This window comes from Candidatus Pantoea deserta, assembly GCF_003813865.1.
Taxonomy (GTDB): Bacteria; Pseudomonadota; Gammaproteobacteria; order Enterobacterales; family Enterobacteriaceae; genus Pantoea; species Pantoea deserta.
Map to the genome: position 1 here is coordinate 174,149 of NZ_RMVG01000004.1, position 16,194 is coordinate 190,342.

At 58.5% G+C, this 16,194-nt stretch carries 15 protein-coding genes; 3 read left to right on the plus strand and 12 right to left on the minus strand.

What is annotated here, in order from left to right; all coding sequences use genetic code 11:
- Positions 1-28: 28 nt before the first annotated feature.
- The 4 genes from pepB to trmJ all read right to left on the minus strand — a co-directional run bounded on the left by pepB (position 29) and on the right by trmJ (position 4,069).
- Positions 29-1,315 (minus strand): aminopeptidase PepB, encoded by a 1,287-nt coding sequence (gene pepB, locus BBB56_RS08350; RefSeq protein WP_123800495.1) that lies wholly within the window; start codon positions 1,313-1,315, stop codon positions 29-31.
- Positions 1,316-1,470: 155 nt separating this feature from the next.
- Positions 1,471-2,637 (minus strand): IscS subfamily cysteine desulfurase, encoded by a 1,167-nt coding sequence (locus BBB56_RS08355; protein WP_123800496.1) that lies wholly within the window; start codon positions 2,635-2,637, stop codon positions 1,471-1,473.
- Between the two features lie 88 nt (positions 2,638-2,725).
- A complete protein-coding gene (gene iscR, locus BBB56_RS08360) occupies positions 2,726-3,223 on the minus strand; it encodes a Fe-S cluster assembly transcriptional regulator IscR (RefSeq protein WP_123800497.1) in 498 nt (165 codons plus the stop codon).
- Positions 3,224-3,331: 108 nt separating this feature from the next.
- Entirely contained in the window at positions 3,332-4,069 is a 738-nt protein-coding gene (gene trmJ / locus BBB56_RS08365; protein ID WP_123800498.1) for a tRNA (cytosine(32)/uridine(32)-2'-O)-methyltransferase TrmJ, read from the minus strand.
- Between the two features lie 120 nt (positions 4,070-4,189).
- On the opposite strand from trmJ, the gene suhB reads away from it, so the two are divergent.
- A complete protein-coding gene (suhB, locus tag BBB56_RS08370; protein ID WP_123800499.1) occupies positions 4,190-4,993 on the plus strand; it encodes an inositol-1-monophosphatase in 804 nt (267 codons plus the stop codon).
- Positions 4,994-5,229: 236 nt separating this feature from the next.
- On the opposite strand, the gene BBB56_RS08375 is transcribed toward suhB, so the two are convergent.
- The 3 genes from BBB56_RS08375 to BBB56_RS08385 form a co-directional block, all read right to left on the minus strand.
- Positions 5,230-6,243: an MFS transporter gene (locus tag BBB56_RS08375; RefSeq protein WP_123800500.1), complete on the minus strand. Its 1,014-nt coding sequence runs from the start codon at positions 6,241-6,243 to the stop codon at positions 5,230-5,232.
- 209 nt (positions 6,244-6,452) lie between these two features.
- On the minus strand, positions 6,453-7,430 hold the full coding sequence (locus tag BBB56_RS08380; protein WP_123800501.1) for a nickel/cobalt transporter: 978 nt from the start codon (positions 7,428-7,430) through the stop codon (positions 6,453-6,455).
- Positions 7,421-8,047, minus strand: a complete 627-nt coding sequence (locus BBB56_RS08385) for a DUF1007 family protein (protein ID WP_123800502.1) — start codon at positions 8,045-8,047, stop codon at positions 7,421-7,423. The genes BBB56_RS08380 and BBB56_RS08385 overlap by 10 nt, the downstream gene beginning before the upstream one ends.
- Before the next feature lie 156 nt (positions 8,048-8,203).
- Between BBB56_RS08385 and csiE the strand changes: the two genes are divergently transcribed.
- The gene (gene csiE, locus BBB56_RS08390; RefSeq protein ID WP_123800503.1) at positions 8,204-9,472 is read left to right on the plus strand and encodes a stationary phase inducible protein CsiE; all 1,269 of its coding nucleotides are present in this window, start codon (positions 8,204-8,206) and stop codon (positions 9,470-9,472) included.
- Here csiE and BBB56_RS08395 read toward each other — a convergent pair.
- Entirely contained in the window at positions 9,469-10,608 is a 1,140-nt protein-coding gene (locus BBB56_RS08395; protein ID WP_123800504.1) for a 3-phenylpropionate MFS transporter, read from the minus strand. The genes csiE and BBB56_RS08395 overlap by 4 nt on opposite strands.
- A 115-nt stretch (positions 10,609-10,723) precedes the next feature.
- Positions 10,724-11,977, minus strand: a complete 1,254-nt coding sequence (gene glyA, locus BBB56_RS08400) for a serine hydroxymethyltransferase (RefSeq protein ID WP_123800505.1) — start codon at positions 11,975-11,977, stop codon at positions 10,724-10,726.
- A gap of 331 nt (positions 11,978-12,308) precedes the next feature.
- On the opposite strand from glyA, the gene hmpA reads away from it, so the two are divergent.
- Positions 12,309-13,493, plus strand: coding sequence for an NO-inducible flavohemoprotein (gene hmpA / locus BBB56_RS08405; protein WP_123800506.1), 1,185 nt, complete (start codon positions 12,309-12,311; stop codon positions 13,491-13,493).
- 271 nt (positions 13,494-13,764) lie between these two features.
- Here the strand turns inward: hmpA and glnB are convergent, their stop codons facing one another.
- The 3 genes from glnB to qseG all read right to left on the minus strand — a co-directional run bounded on the left by glnB (position 13,765) and on the right by qseG (position 16,194).
- Positions 13,765-14,103 carry a nitrogen regulatory protein P-II gene (glnB, locus tag BBB56_RS08410; protein ID WP_033753971.1) on the minus strand — a complete coding sequence of 113 codons (339 nt, stop codon included), beginning with the start codon at positions 14,101-14,103 and terminating at the stop codon, positions 13,765-13,767.
- A gap of 88 nt (positions 14,104-14,191) precedes the next feature.
- Positions 14,192-15,526, minus strand: coding sequence for a two-component system response regulator GlrR (glrR, locus tag BBB56_RS08415; RefSeq protein WP_123800578.1), 1,335 nt, complete (start codon positions 15,524-15,526; stop codon positions 14,192-14,194).
- Entirely contained in the window at positions 15,526-16,194 is a 669-nt protein-coding gene (gene qseG / locus BBB56_RS08420; RefSeq protein WP_123800507.1) for a two-component system QseEF-associated lipoprotein QseG, read from the minus strand. The genes glrR and qseG overlap by 1 nt, the downstream gene beginning before the upstream one ends.

Sequence of the window (16,194 nt, forward strand, 5' to 3'; positions counted from 1 at the left end):
GCGACGGCCCGCGCCGTCGCCCGGTCCTTTATTTAAGCAGCAGATTCGCCAGGGTACGCACGCCGATGCCGGTTGCGCCAGCCGCCCACTGATCCACCGCGCTTTTGCGGTAGGTCGCCGAACAGTCAATATGCAGCCAGCCCTCCTGATAGCGCGTAACGAAGTGCGACAGAAACGCCGCCGCGCTGCTTGCGCCCGCTGCGTGCGCCGCGCTGGCGATATTATTGAGATCGGCAAAGTTAGACGGCAGATGGCTGCGATGGAACTCCGCCAGCGGCAAACGCCAGAACGGCTCGTTTTCGCTGGTGGCGCTGCCCATCAGCGACTGCGCCAGCACGTCGTCGAAGGTAAAGAGCGCGTGATAGTCATTGCCCAGCGCGGTTTTTGCCGCGCCGGTCAGCGTAGCCGCATCAATCAGCAGGGTCGGCTGCTGCTCGCTGGCGTCAATCAGACCATCGGCCAGCACCAGACGCCCTTCCGCATCGGTATTCATAACCTCGACGGATTTGCCGTTGCGGTAGCGAATGATGTCGCCCAGGCGGAACGCGTTTCCGCTGACCATGTTGTCCGCGCAGCAGAGAAACAGCTTAACGCGCTGCTTCAGACCGCGTGAAATCGCCAGCGCCAGCGCGCCGGTGACGGTGGCCGCGCCGCCCATGTCGGACTTCATGGAGTCCATAAAAGCGCTCTGCTTCAGGCTGTAGCCGCCGGTATCAAAGGTAATGCCTTTGCCGACCAGACAGGCATACACCGGTGCGCTGTCGTCTCCGGTCGGATTGTAATCCAGCGCCAGCAGCACCGGTGGACGGCTGGAGCCGCGCCCGACGGTGTGAAGGCCGAGATAGCCCTGCTCGCGCAGATCGTCGCCGCGCGTAACGCGATAGCTAACCGCCTCGCCGCCGACTTCAGTAATAAGATCGATAGCGCTGTGCGCTAAATCCTCAGGACCCAGCTCTTCCGCTGGCAGGTTAATGGTGTCGCGCACCCAGTCAATGATGCGCAGGCGACGGGAAAATTCCGCCTGATCCTGCTCATTCAGCGTGGGCCAGGCCACGTTGCGCTGCCCTTTCGCACTGCGGTAGCCCTGCCAGAAGGCCCAGCACGGCTCAAGATCCCAGCCTTCGCCGATCAGCGCGACCTGACGAATCCCCTGAGCGTCGATCTTGCGCGCCGCGCGCTGGATGGTGTTAAGCACATCCGCGCCGTTCAGGTGAATTGTCATACCGCTGTCGTTGCTGGTCAGAATCGCTTTTTCGCCCCAGCGCGCATCCGCGGGCTGGTGGCTCAGCGTAATAGTCATGGGTTGTGTTGTCATCGCGAAACTCCGTATGCGTTATAAGTATCATCCAGCCAGAAGCGCAGGCTTTAGCGGTTAATCGTCAGACCTGATAACAGATATTGTCGGGTGACGCCAGCAGATCCGGCCGGAGGCGCGCCGTTCCCGGTTTATAGTCGGTCACGGCGCAGGCATTAACGTGAGGCGGGCGTCGGCGCGCGCAGGCGGGTTACCACCTTTTTCACCAGCGCAATGGCGTAGTCGATCTCTTCCTGAGTGGTGAAACGGCCAAGCGAGAAACGCAGCGAGCTGTGCGCCAGCGCCTCATCCAGTCCCATAGCGCGCAGCACATAGGAAGGCTCCATGCTGGCGGAGGTACAGGCCGAGCCAGAAGAGAGCGCCAGATCTTTCAACGCCATGATCAGAGACTCGCCATCCACGCCAGCGAAACTGACGTTAAGGATGTTGGGCGCGCTCTGCGCCAGATCGCCGTTGAGCTGGACGCCCTCCAGAACGCTCACGCCCTGCCACAGGCGGTTGCGCAGCGTCGAGAGGCGCGCCATCTCGCTTTCACGCGCCTCGCGGGCCAGCTGGAAAGCCTCGCCCATGCCGACAATCTGATGCACCGGCAGCGTGCCGGAACGCATGCCGCGCTCATGGCCGCCGCCGTGCATCTGCGCGTCGATCTTAACGCCGGGTTTACGCCGCACGTAGAGCGCGCCAATGCCTTTCGGCCCGTAGAGTTTGTGGGCGGAAAAAGACATCAGATCCACCTTCAGCTCGCCGAGATCGATCGGCAGCTTGCCCACGCTCTGCGTCGCATCGACGTGGAAAAGAATGTTGCGTGCGCGGCACAGCTCGCCGATGGCGGCAATATCCTGAATCACGCCCGTTTCGTTATTCACCTGCATCAGCGACACCAGAATGGTGTCGTCGCGCAGCGCGTCGCGCACCGCATCCACAGTGATAATGCCGTTAGCGGGCGGCGTCAGATACGTCAGCGTAAAGCCCTCGCTCTCAAGCTGCCTGCAGCTGTCGAGCACCGCTTTATGTTCGGTCTGACTGGTAATGATGTGTTTGCCGCGCGCGCGCTGGGCATGGGCGGCCCCTTTGAGGGCGAGGTTGTCGGATTCGGTGGCGCCAGAGGTGAAGATGATTTCACGCGGGTCGGCATTGACCAGCTCCGCCACCTGATTACGCGCAACGTCGACCGCTTCTTCAGCCTGCCAGCCGAAGCGGTGCGAGCGGGAAGCCGGATTACCGAAGGTGCCGTCCAGCGTCAGGAACTGCATCATCTTGCTGGCCACGCGCGGATCGGCCGGGGTCGTCGCGGCATAATCCAGGTAAATCGGTAATTTCATTGCGCTAAAGCTCCGTATCAAAAATCATACGTCTTTATAGCAGATTCGGCCCTGACCGCGTTAGCAGTAAGGGCCGCAGGAAAGGGGATTACGAGGCGCGCAGATTGACGTTGATTTCCTGAACGCGCTTGTTCTGGAAACGGCGATTGTCCTGGGCATTCTGACGATCGGCAACGTCGAGAATTTCCTGGTTATTCACCAGCTCGGCCAGCGTAATATTGTTCAGGAACTCGCTGATGCGCACGCTGAGATCGCGCCACAGCACGTGCGTCAGACAACGCTCGCCGCCCTGGCAGCCCTCTTTGCCCTGGCATTTCGTCGCGTCAACCGACTCATCGACCGCGGTAATGACCTCGCCCACGGCAATAGCGCTTGATTCTTTACCCAGCAGATAGCCGCCGCCTGGACCACGCACGCTGGCCACCAGGCCATGCTTGCGCAAACGCGAGAATAACTGTTCCAGATAGGAGAGCGAAATGCCCTGACGCTCGGAAATATCAGCCAGCGGAACCGGCCCTTCATGGGAATGCAGGGCAACGTCCAGCATAGCGGTAACGGCGTAACGTCCTTTGGATGTCAGTCTCATAGCGTACTACCTCAATAGCGTCCGGTTATCGGAGGATTAGCAGAAGATAGCCGGAGTCTGCCATTCCTGAGTATTTTGGTCAACTATTTAACCGAGTAATTTACTCAACTACTCTTTTTCGCCTTTGCGCTTTTCAAACGACGCCAGCATGCCGCGCAGAATATTCAGCTCGTCGCGTTCCGGACGGGCGCGAGTGTAGAGACGACGCAGCTTGCTCATCACCTGGCCCGGATTGCCTTCGCGAATAAAGCCGCTGGTCAGCATCATCTGTTCCATGTGCTGATAGAAGCGCTCAAGATCGTCCACCAGCGGATAAGGTGATTCGGCATATTCCGGCGCAGGCTGCGCCTTCTCCTGCGCGGCCAGCCATGCCATGCGCACTTCATAGGCGATAATCTGCACCGCCATCGCCAGATTAAGCGAGCTGTACTCCGGGTTGGCCTGAATGGCGACGTGGTAGTGGCATTTTTGCAGCTCTTCGTTGGTCAGACCGACGCGCTCGCGGCCAAATACCAGCGCAACCGGCGCCTGCTGGCCCTCTTCCACGCTTTTTACGCCGCATTCGCGAGCGTCGAGCATAGGCCAGGGCAGCGAGCGCGAACGGGCGCTGGTGCCGACCACCAGGCTACAGCCGGCGATCGCGTCGTCGAGCGTATCGACGATTTTTGCGTCGCCGATAACGTCGCTGGCGCCCGCAGCCAGCGAGATAGCCTGCGAGTCAGGCTTGACCAGCGGGTTAACCAGGTAAAGGTTGCTCAGACCCATCGTTTTCATCGCGCGGGCGACGGAACCCATGTTGCCGGTGTGAGACGTTTCAACCAGCACAATTCGAATATTTTGCAGCATAGATTGGCATCAGTCAGGAAATGATGGTCAGCATGCTAACATAAGTCGAGACATTTAAAGAACGCGCTGCTATACTCCGCGCCGTTTTTCCCGTTCTTTAACATCCAGTGAGAGATACCGATGCATCCGATGCTCAACATCGCCGTGCGCGCTGCGCGCAAGGCCGGAAACCTGATTGCCAAGAATTATGAAACCCCGGACGCGGTCGAAGCCAGCCAGAAAGGCAGCAACGACTTTGTAACCAATGTTGACCGTGATGCAGAACGACTGATTATCGAAGTGATTCGCAAATCCTACCCGCAGCACACCATCATTACTGAAGAGAGTGGTGAACTGGCTGGCGACGATCAGGATGTTCAATGGGTTATCGATCCGCTGGATGGCACCACCAACTTTATCAAACGTCTGCCTCATTTCTCTGTTTCTATCGCCGTGCGCATCAAAGGCCGCACCGAAGTGGCGGTGGTTTACGATCCAATGCGCAACGAACTCTTTACCGCCGTTCGCGGTCAGGGCGCGCAGCTTAACGGTTATCGTCTGCGCGGCAGCACTGCGCGCGATCTCGACGGCACCATTCTGGCGACCGGCTTCCCGTTCAAAACCAAACAGCATGCGCCTGCCTTTATCAACGTAGTGGCAAAACTGTTTACCCAGTGCGCCGACTTCCGCCGCACCGGCTCCGCCGCGCTGGATCTGGCCTATGTCGCCGCCGGTCGCGTGGACGGCTATTTTGAAATTGGTCTGAAGCCGTGGGATTTCGCCGCGGGCGAACTGCTGGTGCGCGAAGCAGGCGGTCTGGTAACCGACTTTACCGGCGGTCATGGCTATATGCACTCCGGCAACATCGTGGCGGGCAACCCGCGCGTGGTGAAAGCGCTGCTTTCATCTATGCGTGACGAGCTGAGCGAAGCGCTGAAGCGCTAAGCGTAAAAGAGGCCGGCGTCGCCGCCCTCTTTTGAATGCGTGGCGACGTGCTGATAAGCGATAATCCCGCCGGCAGGCAGCCACAGTCCCGACGGATTGCCTGGCCCGCGCGCTGCATTAGCCTCTGACCGGTTCCGGCCTGGGATGCGCTTCTCTCTCCTCTGTGCTGAACCTGGCGCGCAGACAAAAATAAAGGCGGCTTTTCAGCCGCCTTTTTACTTATTGCTTTATCGATCTTAACGACGTTCGTGGCTCAGAACCTGACGCGGTTGAGTACGACGACCAACGCGTCCCATCACCGCTGCCAGCACAGCTTCAATCAGCAGCATAAAGAAGGCGTACCAGCTCGCTTTAGCAGTGGCGGCCGCAGCCTGATCGGCCGCTTCGCGCGCTTTCTGCTCTGCCTGCTGTTTCAGCTGCTGGTACTGCTGTACCGCCTGCTGATAGCTCTGCTCCGTCTGGCTAACGATCTGCTCGACTTCCTGATCGCTCTTACCGGTGCGCGCTTTAATGATATTTTTCAGCGCGTCACGGTCAGCCGCCTGCAAAGTGTCGGAATGGCGATTCAGCACGCCGCGAACCCAGTTGGTAATATCATTGTCGGCATTCTGGGGATTCTGCGCGGTATTTTTCGCCTGGTTCTCGGCATTATTCGCTTCGCTATTTACGTCCTGCTGTAAATTTTCCGGCTGCAATTCCGGCTTGCCCGTCTGTCGCAGCGTGGTTTGCAATTCATTTTGCAAATCATCAAGGTTGATATTATTTTCCTGGAGTTTCTGTTTGGCATAATCCGTGACTGTCGGCGCCGCCGCAGAAATACCGCTGCCTACCGCCTGAAAACCTGCGCCAATAATATTGAATGCGCCGCCGATCAGGCTGCTGGCCAGAGAGACGGCCAGCCAGATAGTAAATAAGGTGCTCAGACCAAACATCAGCAAACCGTGCAGTGCGCCTTCACGCTGCGCCAGACGGCCAGCCAGATAGCTACCCACGGCCATAGCGATTAACATGCTCAGCCCAGTCCAGACTAAAGCGCCCGTGCCAAGATGCTGTAGAGGGTTTTGTTCCTGCTGCGGATCGATGCTGGTCGCGCCAATCGCCGTTCCGAGCAGTGTGAGTAGAATATGCACAATCAGCGCGCCAATTACGCCAGCGAATACGGCACTCCAGGAAATACGTTTCAATGGTAATCCCGCGTGCGTTTCGGTAATGGTTTCTGTTGTGCCATTATTAATCCGGGTTTCATGCATGGTGGTTCTCCTCGCAACAGACAACGTTAAATAATCAATATAATTAAAAAGAGACATTCAGTTGTTGTTATTTAGCGTAGACGAGAAAATAGGTTTCACCACAGAGATCATTCATATATTTGGCTTAACGAAGCGTAAAAAAGAGAGATAAACAAAGCCGAAAATAGCAAGGCCAGAAGATAATTTTTTATTTCTGGCCGAATAAAGTTTTACCTGAATGGGCGTATGCCGCCGCCAGCGTCAGAGATACCGCTCTGCCATAACAGTATGCCCGTCGCGACCAGCGCCAGACTGCCGAGCAGCGCCAGCAAAGGCATTACCAGCGACGGGGCCGCGCGGCTGTCGCGTCCGAGACGCTGCGCCAGCGCCCGAAAGCGCTGCACCAGCAAACCGATAGCGGAAATGGTTAACGCCGTGCCGAGGGCCATCACCGCCGCTGATAAAACGCCCCACAGATACACGCCGATAACGCGAGAAAACAGCAGCATCATTATCGCGCCGGAACAGGGACGCAGTCCCATTGACGCCACCAGCAGTAGCTGGGTTTTAACGCTTACCGCGTCGGCGACCTGTTGCGCGTCGGGCAGGTGCGCATGTCCGCAGCCGCAGCGCGCATGGTGCTGATGACACGCGCGTACAGCATGAATGCGCATGGCCGGAGGCGGCCGCAGGCGCTGCCAGAGCGCTTTCAGCGACCGGCCGCTAAGCCACACGCCCAGCGCCGTCACCAGCAGATAGCTCGCCTTCTCCAGCCAGTCGCTGCTGAGATGCAACTGACGCGCAGAGGTTTGCAGCAGCACCAGCATCAGCGTAACCAGCCCAATCGCCACCCCGCCCTGCAACAGCGAAGCCAGCAGCGTCAGACGGAGGCTGGTTTTAAGGCGCGTCGGATGCGTGGCGAGAAAGGTCGCGATCACCACCTTGCCGTGGCCCGGACCCAGCGCATGCAGCACGCCATACGCCAGACTAAACAGCACCAGCATGCCGCCCGCCTGATCCGGCTCGGCTTTTACCTGCTGCAACAGCTGCGTCATCTGCTGATGCAGCGCTTTTTGCCAGAGCGCGCTTTGCAGTAACATTTGCGGCCAGTGCAGCCACAGCGCGCATGCCGCCCCCGTCAGCGCGGCAGCCAGCAGCCACAAAGACAGGACGCGACGGTTTCGGGTGGTAGAGAGCATCAGTGACATGTCAGCGTAACCTTTTGCGCGAACTGGCGTCCTAAATCCATCTGCTCCGGCGGCGCATCGGCTTTATCCAGCGACAGAGCATACTGTTTCAGCCCGCTGTCGGGCTCAGGCGTTTGCAGCGCAAACGCACAGCGCGCCTGTAGCGAAGGCGGTAAGCTGAGCGCGCGCGCATCGCTATAGGTCATGTCCACGAAATAGGTCGGATCGAACGTCAGCATCTCAAAACGCTGGCCGGCTAGCTGCGGCGGATCGGCCAGCGGCAGGATAAATTCCAGCACGGCTTTGTTGCCGCTGCGCGCCAGGCTATAGGCTTTTGGCAGGTTAAGAAATTTTACACGCTGCCCGTTGTGCCAGACTTCGGTGAAGTAATGCTGGCCCAGAACGTTCGCCATCACCTCCGCCGCCAGTTTTTTCCACACCTCGCTGCCAGGCTTCGCATCGCCCGCATCGTAGAGCAGATCGGCGGAAGTTATTTCGTCCATCGTCCAGTTCATCTTTAGCCCGGTAAAGGTATCACCCTCGGCGAGCAGTTCGGTTTTCATCTCGATAAAGCTATGAGGATGCGCGCAGGCCGCCGCGCTCACCAGCATAAGTAGAGTTATAAACGCACTTTTCATAATGTTATAAAGTTACATTCCACATTGGCAGCGTTTACAGATACCAAAAAATTGTGACCCGTGCTGAAGCATTGCATTAAAAACCGGACCAGGGACGCGACTTTTTTTACTTTTGGCTATTCTTAGCGCAATACCGGACCGCTGGAATCCAGACTGATGAGTTCTGCTACCTCTTCGGCACCACTCTTCAGCCGAGCACAGCGTCGTTGTCATCTGCTGCTACTGCTTTATCTGCCTACTCCCGCACTCACGCTCGAAAAACTCTGTCAGTTAAACGGCGTTGATGCTGTTGTCGCCCGACAGGATATAGAAGATGTCGGGGATGAGATACAGCGTTATCACCAGCTTGAGCTGCATCAGATGGTGGACGGCAGCTTTCGCATTCATGGCACCGAGCTGGATCGGCGACTTTGCCTGCTGCACTGGCTGCGGCGCGGGCTGCGCCTGTCCGAAGGCTTTGTTTGCGAACACTTCGCCGCCCCGCTGCGCCAGCGGCTGAAAGTGATGAAAATCGAAAAAGCGCTCTACGACGAAATCAATTTGCAGGCGCTGATTCAGCATTGCAGCCTGAAACTGTCGCGCGACTTCAGCGCGCGCGATCGCCTGTTTCTGCAAATTTTTATGAAGTATGGGCTGATGCAGCGCCAGCCGGCGCTGTTTAATGAGCGGCAGCGCGCCTGGCTGGAGCAAAAATTCGAGCGCGAAGCGGCGATGGACGTCATTCTTCACTGGCAAAAACGCTGTCATCTCGCCCCGCATATCAGCGAAGCGGACTTCTGGACGCTGCTGTTCAGCCTGATCCACGCGCCTGGTCCCGATACGCTGCATCATCCCGGCAATCAGCGGCTCATGGAAGCGACGGAGCAGCTTGTCAGCGCCTTTGAGCAGCTTGCGCAGACGCGCTTTGGCGAACCTCAGGAACTGACGTGGCAGCTGTATACCCACCTGGCGCAGGCGCTGGACCGCTGTCATTTCGGCATTGGCATTGATAACAGCGTGGCGCTGGATGTCACTAAGCTCTATCCGCGCCTGCTACGCACCACTCAGCAGGCGCTGGTTGATTTCGAAGCCCGCTACGATCTGAAGCTCAGCCCGGAAGAAGTCAGCCTGATTGCCGTAATTTTCGGCGCATGGCTTATGCAGGAGAGCGCGCTACAGGAAAAACAGGTGCTGCTGCTGACCGGAGACAATGCCCGCCTTGAGCAGCAGATTGAACAGCAAATCCGCGAAATCTCGCTGCTGCCCATCAATATTAAATATCAGGACAGGGCTGATTTTCAGCGCGACGGCGCGCCGCGCGACATCGCGCTGGTGATCTCTCCCTACGCGACGCCGCTGCCGCTCTATTCGCCGCCGCTGATCCACGCCGAGCTGCCGCTGAGCGAGCATCAGCAGCAGCGTATTCGGGCGCTGCTGGAGACTTAGCCCGCGCGCGGCCGTAAAAAGAGCGCAGGTAGCGCGACCAGCGCCATGACCCAGAAGAGATGGCCCTGAAGATGGGCAAACAGCACGCCGCAGATCATGGTCATTACCGCAATGCCGCCCCCCATAGCCAGCGCTGAATAGAGCGATTGCAGGCGGATGACATCTGCGCCGCTGCGTGCGGCAATAAAGCGCATCGCCGCCAGATGGCAGACGGTAAAGCTGCCGCAGTGCAGGATCTGCCCGACAATCAGCCAGGGCAAATCAACGGTGGCGCCCAGCAGCGTCCAGCGCGTCAGCGCGCAAACGCCGGAGAGCAGCAGCAGATCGCGGGCGCGCCAGCGTCGGAACAGGCGGTTGCTGCAAGCGAAAACGATTATCTCCGCCACCACCCCCAGCGACCACAGATAGCCTACCACCGAGGCGGAGTAGCCGCTCTGCTGCCACCAGATGGCGCTGAAGCCATAGTAGGCGGCGTGCGCCCCCTGCATCAGGGTAACGCACAGCATAAAGCGCCATACGCTATTTTCCCGCAGCAGCGTGCGCCATGCCTGCCAGCCGCCGCCTGCCGCGCTGTGTCGCTCTTCGCCTTGCGGAGCAGTACGCGGCCGCAGCAGCATCCCGCCGAGCATGCAGAGCACGCCCGCCGACAGCAGCGCCAGAATCGCCTGCGACGACCAGTGATTGACCAGCATCCCCGTCAGCGCCGAACTGATAACAAAGGCCAGCGATCCCCACAGGCGCACCGGCCCGTACTTCAGCCCGATTTGCTGCGTCCAGGTTGCGGCCAGCGCATCGCTGAGCGGCACCAGAGGCGAGAAAAACAGGTTAAAGCCGATCATCACCAGCAGCAGCCACAGCCACTGCTCGCCTGCCCAGTATCCGACGGCAAACAGACAGGTCATCAGCGCCAGTATCCGCAGCGCGTTAATAAGCTGCGTCGGGTGTTTGACCTGCGACGCGATCAGCAGGCTGCCGACAAAGCGCGCCACCATACCGCAACCCAGCAGCAGGCCGATTTTTTCCGCATCGAGTCCGGCGCCTTTTAACCAGACGCCCCAGAAAGGCAGGTAGATGCCGTAGCAAAAAAAGTAAGTGAAATAGGCCAGACCGAGCCATTTCGCCGAGCCGATTGCCATTGTCCCTCCAGCAATACTTATCCGTTCGCGTCGTTGCGCGTTACCTTAGCGAAAATAAGACAATAAAAAAGGATGGCGGCTGCCATCCTTTATCGTTGTTGCACAGGATTAATGCTTAAGCGTAAACCGGCAGGCGCGCGCAGACATCCAGCACTTTCTGCTTGATGCGCTCGATGGTCGCTTCGTCATTGACGTTGTCCAGCACGTCGGCGATCCAGCCAGCCAGCTCGCGCACTTCCGCTTCTTTAAAGCCGCGACGGGTAACTGCCGGGGTGCCGATACGCACGCCAGAGGTAACGAACGGGCTTTTCGGATCGTTCGGCACGCTGTTTTTGTTCACGGTGATGTTGGCGCGGCCCAGCGCGGCGTCGGCCTCTTTACCGGTCAGGTTTTTGCTCACCAGATCGATCAGGAACAGATGGTTATGGGTGCCGCCTGACACGATGTTGTAGCCGCGCTCGATCAGCACTTCTACCATCGCTTTCGCGTTTTTCGCCACCTGCTGCTGGTAAGTTTTGAACTCCGGCTCCATCGCCTCTTTAAACGCCACCGCTTTACCGGCGATGACATGCATCAGCGGACCGCCCTGCCCGCCAGGGAAGACGGCAGAGTTCAGCTTCTTGTAAAACTCTTCGTCGCCGCCTTTTGCCAGGATAAGACCGCCGCGCGGGCCGGCCAGCGTTTTATGCGTCGTCGAGGTGACGATATGCGCATGCGGCACCGGAGTCGGATAAACGTCAGCCGCGACCAGACCCGCGACGTGCGCCATATCCACAAACAGATAAGCGCCGACGCTGTCAGCGATTTCACGCATTTTTGCCCAGTCGCAGACGCCGGAATAGGCCGAGAAGCCGCCAACGATCATCTTCGGCTGGTGCGTTTTCGCCAGTTCAGCCAGTTCGTTGTAGTCAATTTTGCCGCTCTCATCAATGCCGTATGGCACGACATTGTAGAGTTTGCCAGAGAGGTTTACCGGCGAACCGTGAGTCAGGTGACCGCCGTGCGCCAGGTTCATCCCCAGAATGGTGTCGCCCGGTTGCAGCAGCGCGGTATAGACGGCGAAGTTAGCCTGAGAACCAGAGTGCGGCTGTACGTTGGCGTAGTCAGCGCCAAACAGCGCTTTAGCGCGGTCGATTGCCAGCTGCTCGACGATATCGACATATTCACAACCGCCATAGTAGCGTTTGCCCGGATACCCTTCCGCGTATTTATTGGTGAGCTGTGAACCTTGCGCCTGCATTACGCGTGGGCTGGTGTAGTTTTCTGAAGCAATCAGTTCGATGTGCTCTTCCTGACGCACCTTTTCTTGCTCCATCGCCTGCCACAACTCGGCATCATAATCGGCAATGTTCATTTCACGCTTTAACATCCGCATCTCCTGACTCAGCTAACTTTTTAACGGCAGTTTAAACTCCCTGAGGGAGCAAAGGCCCACAGTGTAAACCGTTTTGCCAGGTGAAGGTAGCGCCATTTCCGCAAGAGACGCAAACGATTGGCATGACACTGGCAAAGGATTTTTACGCTTTCCTGACTGGTTGCGCCGACATGATTTTTCCTCAGGCTGCGACGCTATTTTTTTCAAGTTGTATTCAAAGCTTGCCACCTGCCGCTCACCGAAGCCGCACCGGGTTATTTACAACCTCTGATGCCCGATCATAACATGCATTTAAAATGCAACTTTACAACACCAGGGGTATCCCATGCTTGACGCACAAACTATCGCTACCGTGAAATCCACCCTTCCCGCGATTGCCGCCGTGGGTCCGGCGCTTACCGCGCGCTTTTATGACCGCATGCTGACGCAGCATCCGGAATTAAAAAATGTCTTTAATATGAACAACCAGCGTAGCGGCGCTCAGCGCGAGGCGCTGTTTAACGCCATCTGCGCATATGGCGCGAATCTGGACAATCTGGCCGCGCTGCTGCCTGCGGTTGAAAAAATCGCCCAGAAGCACGCCAGTCTGGCAATTAGTCCTGAACAGTACGCCATCGTCGGAGAGAACCTGCTGGCCACCATTAAAGAGCTGATGGATCCGGGCGAGGAGGTACTGGCCGCGTGGGGACGCGCGTATGGCGTGCTGGCGGACGTCTTTATCCAGCGCGAAGAGGCGATTTATCAGGAAACCGAGCAGCAGGAAGGCGGCTGGCGCGGCATGCGCGCGTTTCGCATCAGCGCGATTGAAAAACAGAGTTCGGTGATCAAAAGCTTTACCCTGGAGCCGGTCGACGGCAAGCCGGTAGCCTCCTTCAAACCCGGCCAGTATATTACCGTGCATCTTCATCCTGCCGGGTTCACATTTCAGCAGCATCGCCAGTATTCCCTGACCCATACCCCGAACGGTAAAACCTATCGCATTGCGGTGAAGCGCGATACGCAGGGCGCCGTTTCCGGCTGGCTGCATGATAAAGCGCAGCCCGGCGCCGTGGTGGAGCTGACCGCGCCGCACGGCGACGTCTTTCTTGAGGTTGCGACGGATACGCCGGTGGCGCTGATTTCAGCAGGCGTCGGCGTGACGCCAACGCTGGCAATGCTGCACGCCCTGGCCGAGCAAAATCATGCTGCGCCGGTGACCTGGCTTCACGCGGCGGAGAATGGCGCTCAGCACGCATTTGCTGATGAGGTCGCCGAGACAGGCGCGCGCCTGCGCGATTTCAGCAAGCGCGTCTGGTATCGCGTGCCGGAAGCCGGTGACGCGGGCCGCTTTGATGCCGCAGGCGTGATGGATTTAGCCAGCGAATCTGTACGCTTGCAGGATGCGCGCACGCATTTCTGGCTGTGCGGACCGGTAGGTTTTATGCAGTTTATCGCTGGTCAGCTGCGCGATGTCGGCGTGGAGGCGTCACGCATTCACTATGAAGTGTTCGGCCCGCACAAGGGACTGTAGGCCGTGATGGCGGGTTCAGCTGACGCTGAACCCTCGCCAGCGGGCGATACGGCCCGCCGGGCGCGGCGTTTCGCCTCAGCGGCGATATGCCGCCAGAGAGTGAATCCGCGTTTGCGCGAGGGGAACTAAGGCGAATCTCACAGAAGGCCGCGCCTGGCCGGGCTGACGGGGATGCCGCTTTACCGCTTTGCCATCAGGCAGCCTCGCCTGCGCTGGCGATTAGCCAACAGATAAAGCCGGCAAACCGGCTTTATCTGCTGTCGACAGACGCTTAAATCGCCTCTTCGTCCTCTTCGCCGGTACGGATACGCACCACGCGCGAAACATCGAAAACGAAAATCTTGCCGTCGCCGATTTTACCGGTCTGCGCGGTTTTCATAATGGTTTCCACGCAGGTATCAACAATATCGTCGCCCACGACCATTTCGATTTTCACTTTCGGCAGAAAGTCGACCATGTATTCCGCGCCGCGATACAGCTCGGTGTGGCCCTTCTGACGGCCAAACCCTTTTACTTCAGAAACCGTCATGCCGGTGATGCCCACTTCGGCTAACGCTTCGCGCACATCGTCGAGTTTGAATGGTTTGATAATCGCATCAATCTTTTTCATGTCAGACCCTTTTCTCACTCCCTCCGTGGCCGGATGGGGTGCTGTAAGTATATAGCCGCAACCTCAGGCGCTGCTCCGCGCCAGAAAGCTACTCTTTAAAATCGCTGGCGTCCAGTTCATGTCGGGACAACAGCTTATAAAACTCGGTGCGATTGCGGCCAGCCAGCCGCGCAGCATTGGTGACGTTGCCTTTGGTCATCTGCAACAGCTTACGCAGGTAGTTAAGCTCAAACTGATTACGCGCCTCAACAAAGGTTGGCAGAGCGCTGTTTTCTCCGCTGAGCGCCTGCTCCACCAGCGCATCGCTGATAACCGGCGACGAGGTCAGCGCCACGCACTGCTCAATAACGTTTACCAGCTGGCGCACGTTCCCCGGCCAGGCGGCGGCCATCAGACGCTTCATCGCATCGACAGAAAAGCTGCGTACAAAGGGTTTGTGCCGCTCCGCCGCCTGTCGCAGCAGATGGCTGGCGAGCAGCGGGATGTCTTCAGTACGCTCGTGCAAGGCGGGCAACTTAAGATTCACCACGTTAAGGCGGTAAAAGAGATCCTCGCGGAACTCCTTTTTCTCCATTGCTTTAGGCAGGTCGCGATGCGTTGCCGAGATAATACGCACGTTAATGTCGATGTCGTTGTTGCTGCCAAGCGGACGGATCTTGCGCTCCTGCAACACGCGCAGCAGTTTAACCTGAAGCGAGGGCGGCATATCGCCAATTTCATCCAGGAACAAGGTGCCGCCTTCCGCCGCCTGAAATAATCCCTCGCGCGCGCTTACCGCGCCGGTGAACGCGCCTCTGGCGTGGCCGAACAGCTCCGACTCCAGCAGCTGTTCCGGCAGCGCGCCGCAGTTAATCGCGATAAAAGGCTGCGCCGCGCGCGGACTGGCCGCATGGATCGCCCGCGCCAGCACCTCTTTGCCGCTGCCGCTCTGGCCGTTAATCAGTACGCTGACGTCGGATTGCGCCACCATGTGCGCCTGCTCCAGCAGCCGCAGCATCACGGGGCTGCGCGTCACAATGGCCTCGCGCCAGCGATCGTCGCTCACCGGCGCATGCTGCGCCAGCGCATCATCGATCGCCTTATAGAGCGCGTCACGATCGACCGGCTTGGTCAGAAAGCTGAACACGCCCTGCTGGGTTGCGGAAACCGCATCAGGAATCGAGCCGTGCGCCGTAAGAATAATTACCGGCAGGCTGGGATTGCGTTTCTGAATCTCCGCAAACAGCGTCAGCCCGTCCATCTCATCCATACGCAAGTCGCTGATCACCAGATCGATCTTCTCTTTGTGCAACAGGCGCAGCGCGTCCGGGCCGCTGGGGGCGGTGGCCACCTGATAGCCTTCGCTGCTCAGGCGCATGCCTAACAGCTTTAACAGGCCTGGGTCGTCATCCACCAGCAATAAACGTGCGGGTTGTCTGGCCATCATGGCTCCTCATGCTGCGGCGCGTCCGGCCCATGACCGCTCTCGGTGACATCCGGCGCTTTGCGGGACGAAAGCTGGCGCTCAATATCGGTCAGACGTTCCAGCTTGTGCTGCGTGTCGTTAAGGGTTTTGCGCATCTGGGTCTGCTGCTGGCGCAGCGCATCAAGCTGGGCATCGCTGCTCTGCTGTAAATGCGCGAAGCGCGAGCGCGTGTCGCTGAGATCAAGCTGAGCAACCTGGTTGCTGCGCCATAGCTGGATCAGCGGACGCACCGCGTTCGGGAAACGGCTGCTGTACTCATCAAGCGACTCGACGTAATCACGCCGCTCTGGCGGCGTAACGTTGCCATTAGCCATTAAAATGGCGTGCTTAAAGGCGCGCGCCCAGCCCTCTACCGGCCAGCGATGCGCCTCTGCGCGCGCCTCGGCAGGCGACAGCCGCTCGGCGCAGTCGATGGCGCGCAGCCAGTAAAGCGGATTGCCCGTCGCCGTTGCGCTTTCATTGCGCCAGACGATGCTACAGTCAGTCGCCAGATAATCCGGAAGTCTGACCTCCGGTTCGGCAACGCTGGCGTCGCGGTGCGCGGAGGAGACGGCCGGGGAAACGCTACAGCCGCTGAGAGACAGGCTTAGCAGCGCGGTAAAAAGTGAGGCGAAGATGATTTTCAT

Bases quoted from the DNA above. Each gene is read 5' to 3' on its own strand.
- csiE (WP_123800503.1), top strand. From the start codon at position 8,204: ATGAGTTCTGCTACCTCTTCGGCACCACTCTTCAGCCGAGCACAGCGT.
- qseG (WP_123800507.1), bottom strand. From the start codon at position 16,194: ATGAAAATCATCTTCGCCTCACTTTTTACCGCGCTGCTAAGCCTGTCT.
- BBB56_RS08395 (WP_123800504.1), bottom strand. From the start codon at position 10,608: ATGGCAATCGGCTCGGCGAAATGGCTCGGTCTGGCCTATTTCACTTAC.
- hmpA (WP_123800506.1), top strand. From the start codon at position 12,309: ATGCTTGACGCACAAACTATCGCTACCGTGAAATCCACCCTTCCCGCG.
- suhB (WP_123800499.1), top strand. From the start codon at position 4,190: ATGCATCCGATGCTCAACATCGCCGTGCGCGCTGCGCGCAAGGCCGGA.
- glrR (WP_123800578.1), bottom strand. From the start codon at position 15,526: ATGGCCAGACAACCCGCACGTTTATTGCTGGTGGATGACGACCCAGGC.
- BBB56_RS08375 (WP_123800500.1), bottom strand. From the start codon at position 6,243: ATGCATGAAACCCGGATTAATAATGGCACAACAGAAACCATTACCGAA.
- BBB56_RS08380 (WP_123800501.1), bottom strand. From the start codon at position 7,430: ATGTCACTGATGCTCTCTACCACCCGAAACCGTCGCGTCCTGTCTTTG.
- trmJ (WP_123800498.1), bottom strand. From the start codon at position 4,069: ATGCTGCAAAATATTCGAATTGTGCTGGTTGAAACGTCTCACACCGGC.
- BBB56_RS08385 (WP_123800502.1), bottom strand. From the start codon at position 8,047: ATGAAAAGTGCGTTTATAACTCTACTTATGCTGGTGAGCGCGGCGGCC.
- pepB (WP_123800495.1), bottom strand. From the start codon at position 1,315: ATGACAACACAACCCATGACTATTACGCTGAGCCACCAGCCCGCGGAT.
- glnB (WP_033753971.1), bottom strand. From the start codon at position 14,103: ATGAAAAAGATTGATGCGATTATCAAACCATTCAAACTCGACGATGTG.
- BBB56_RS08355 (WP_123800496.1), bottom strand. From the start codon at position 2,637: ATGAAATTACCGATTTACCTGGATTATGCCGCGACGACCCCGGCCGAT.
- glyA (WP_123800505.1), bottom strand. From the start codon at position 11,977: ATGTTAAAGCGTGAAATGAACATTGCCGATTATGATGCCGAGTTGTGG.
- iscR (WP_123800497.1), bottom strand. From the start codon at position 3,223: ATGAGACTGACATCCAAAGGACGTTACGCCGTTACCGCTATGCTGGAC.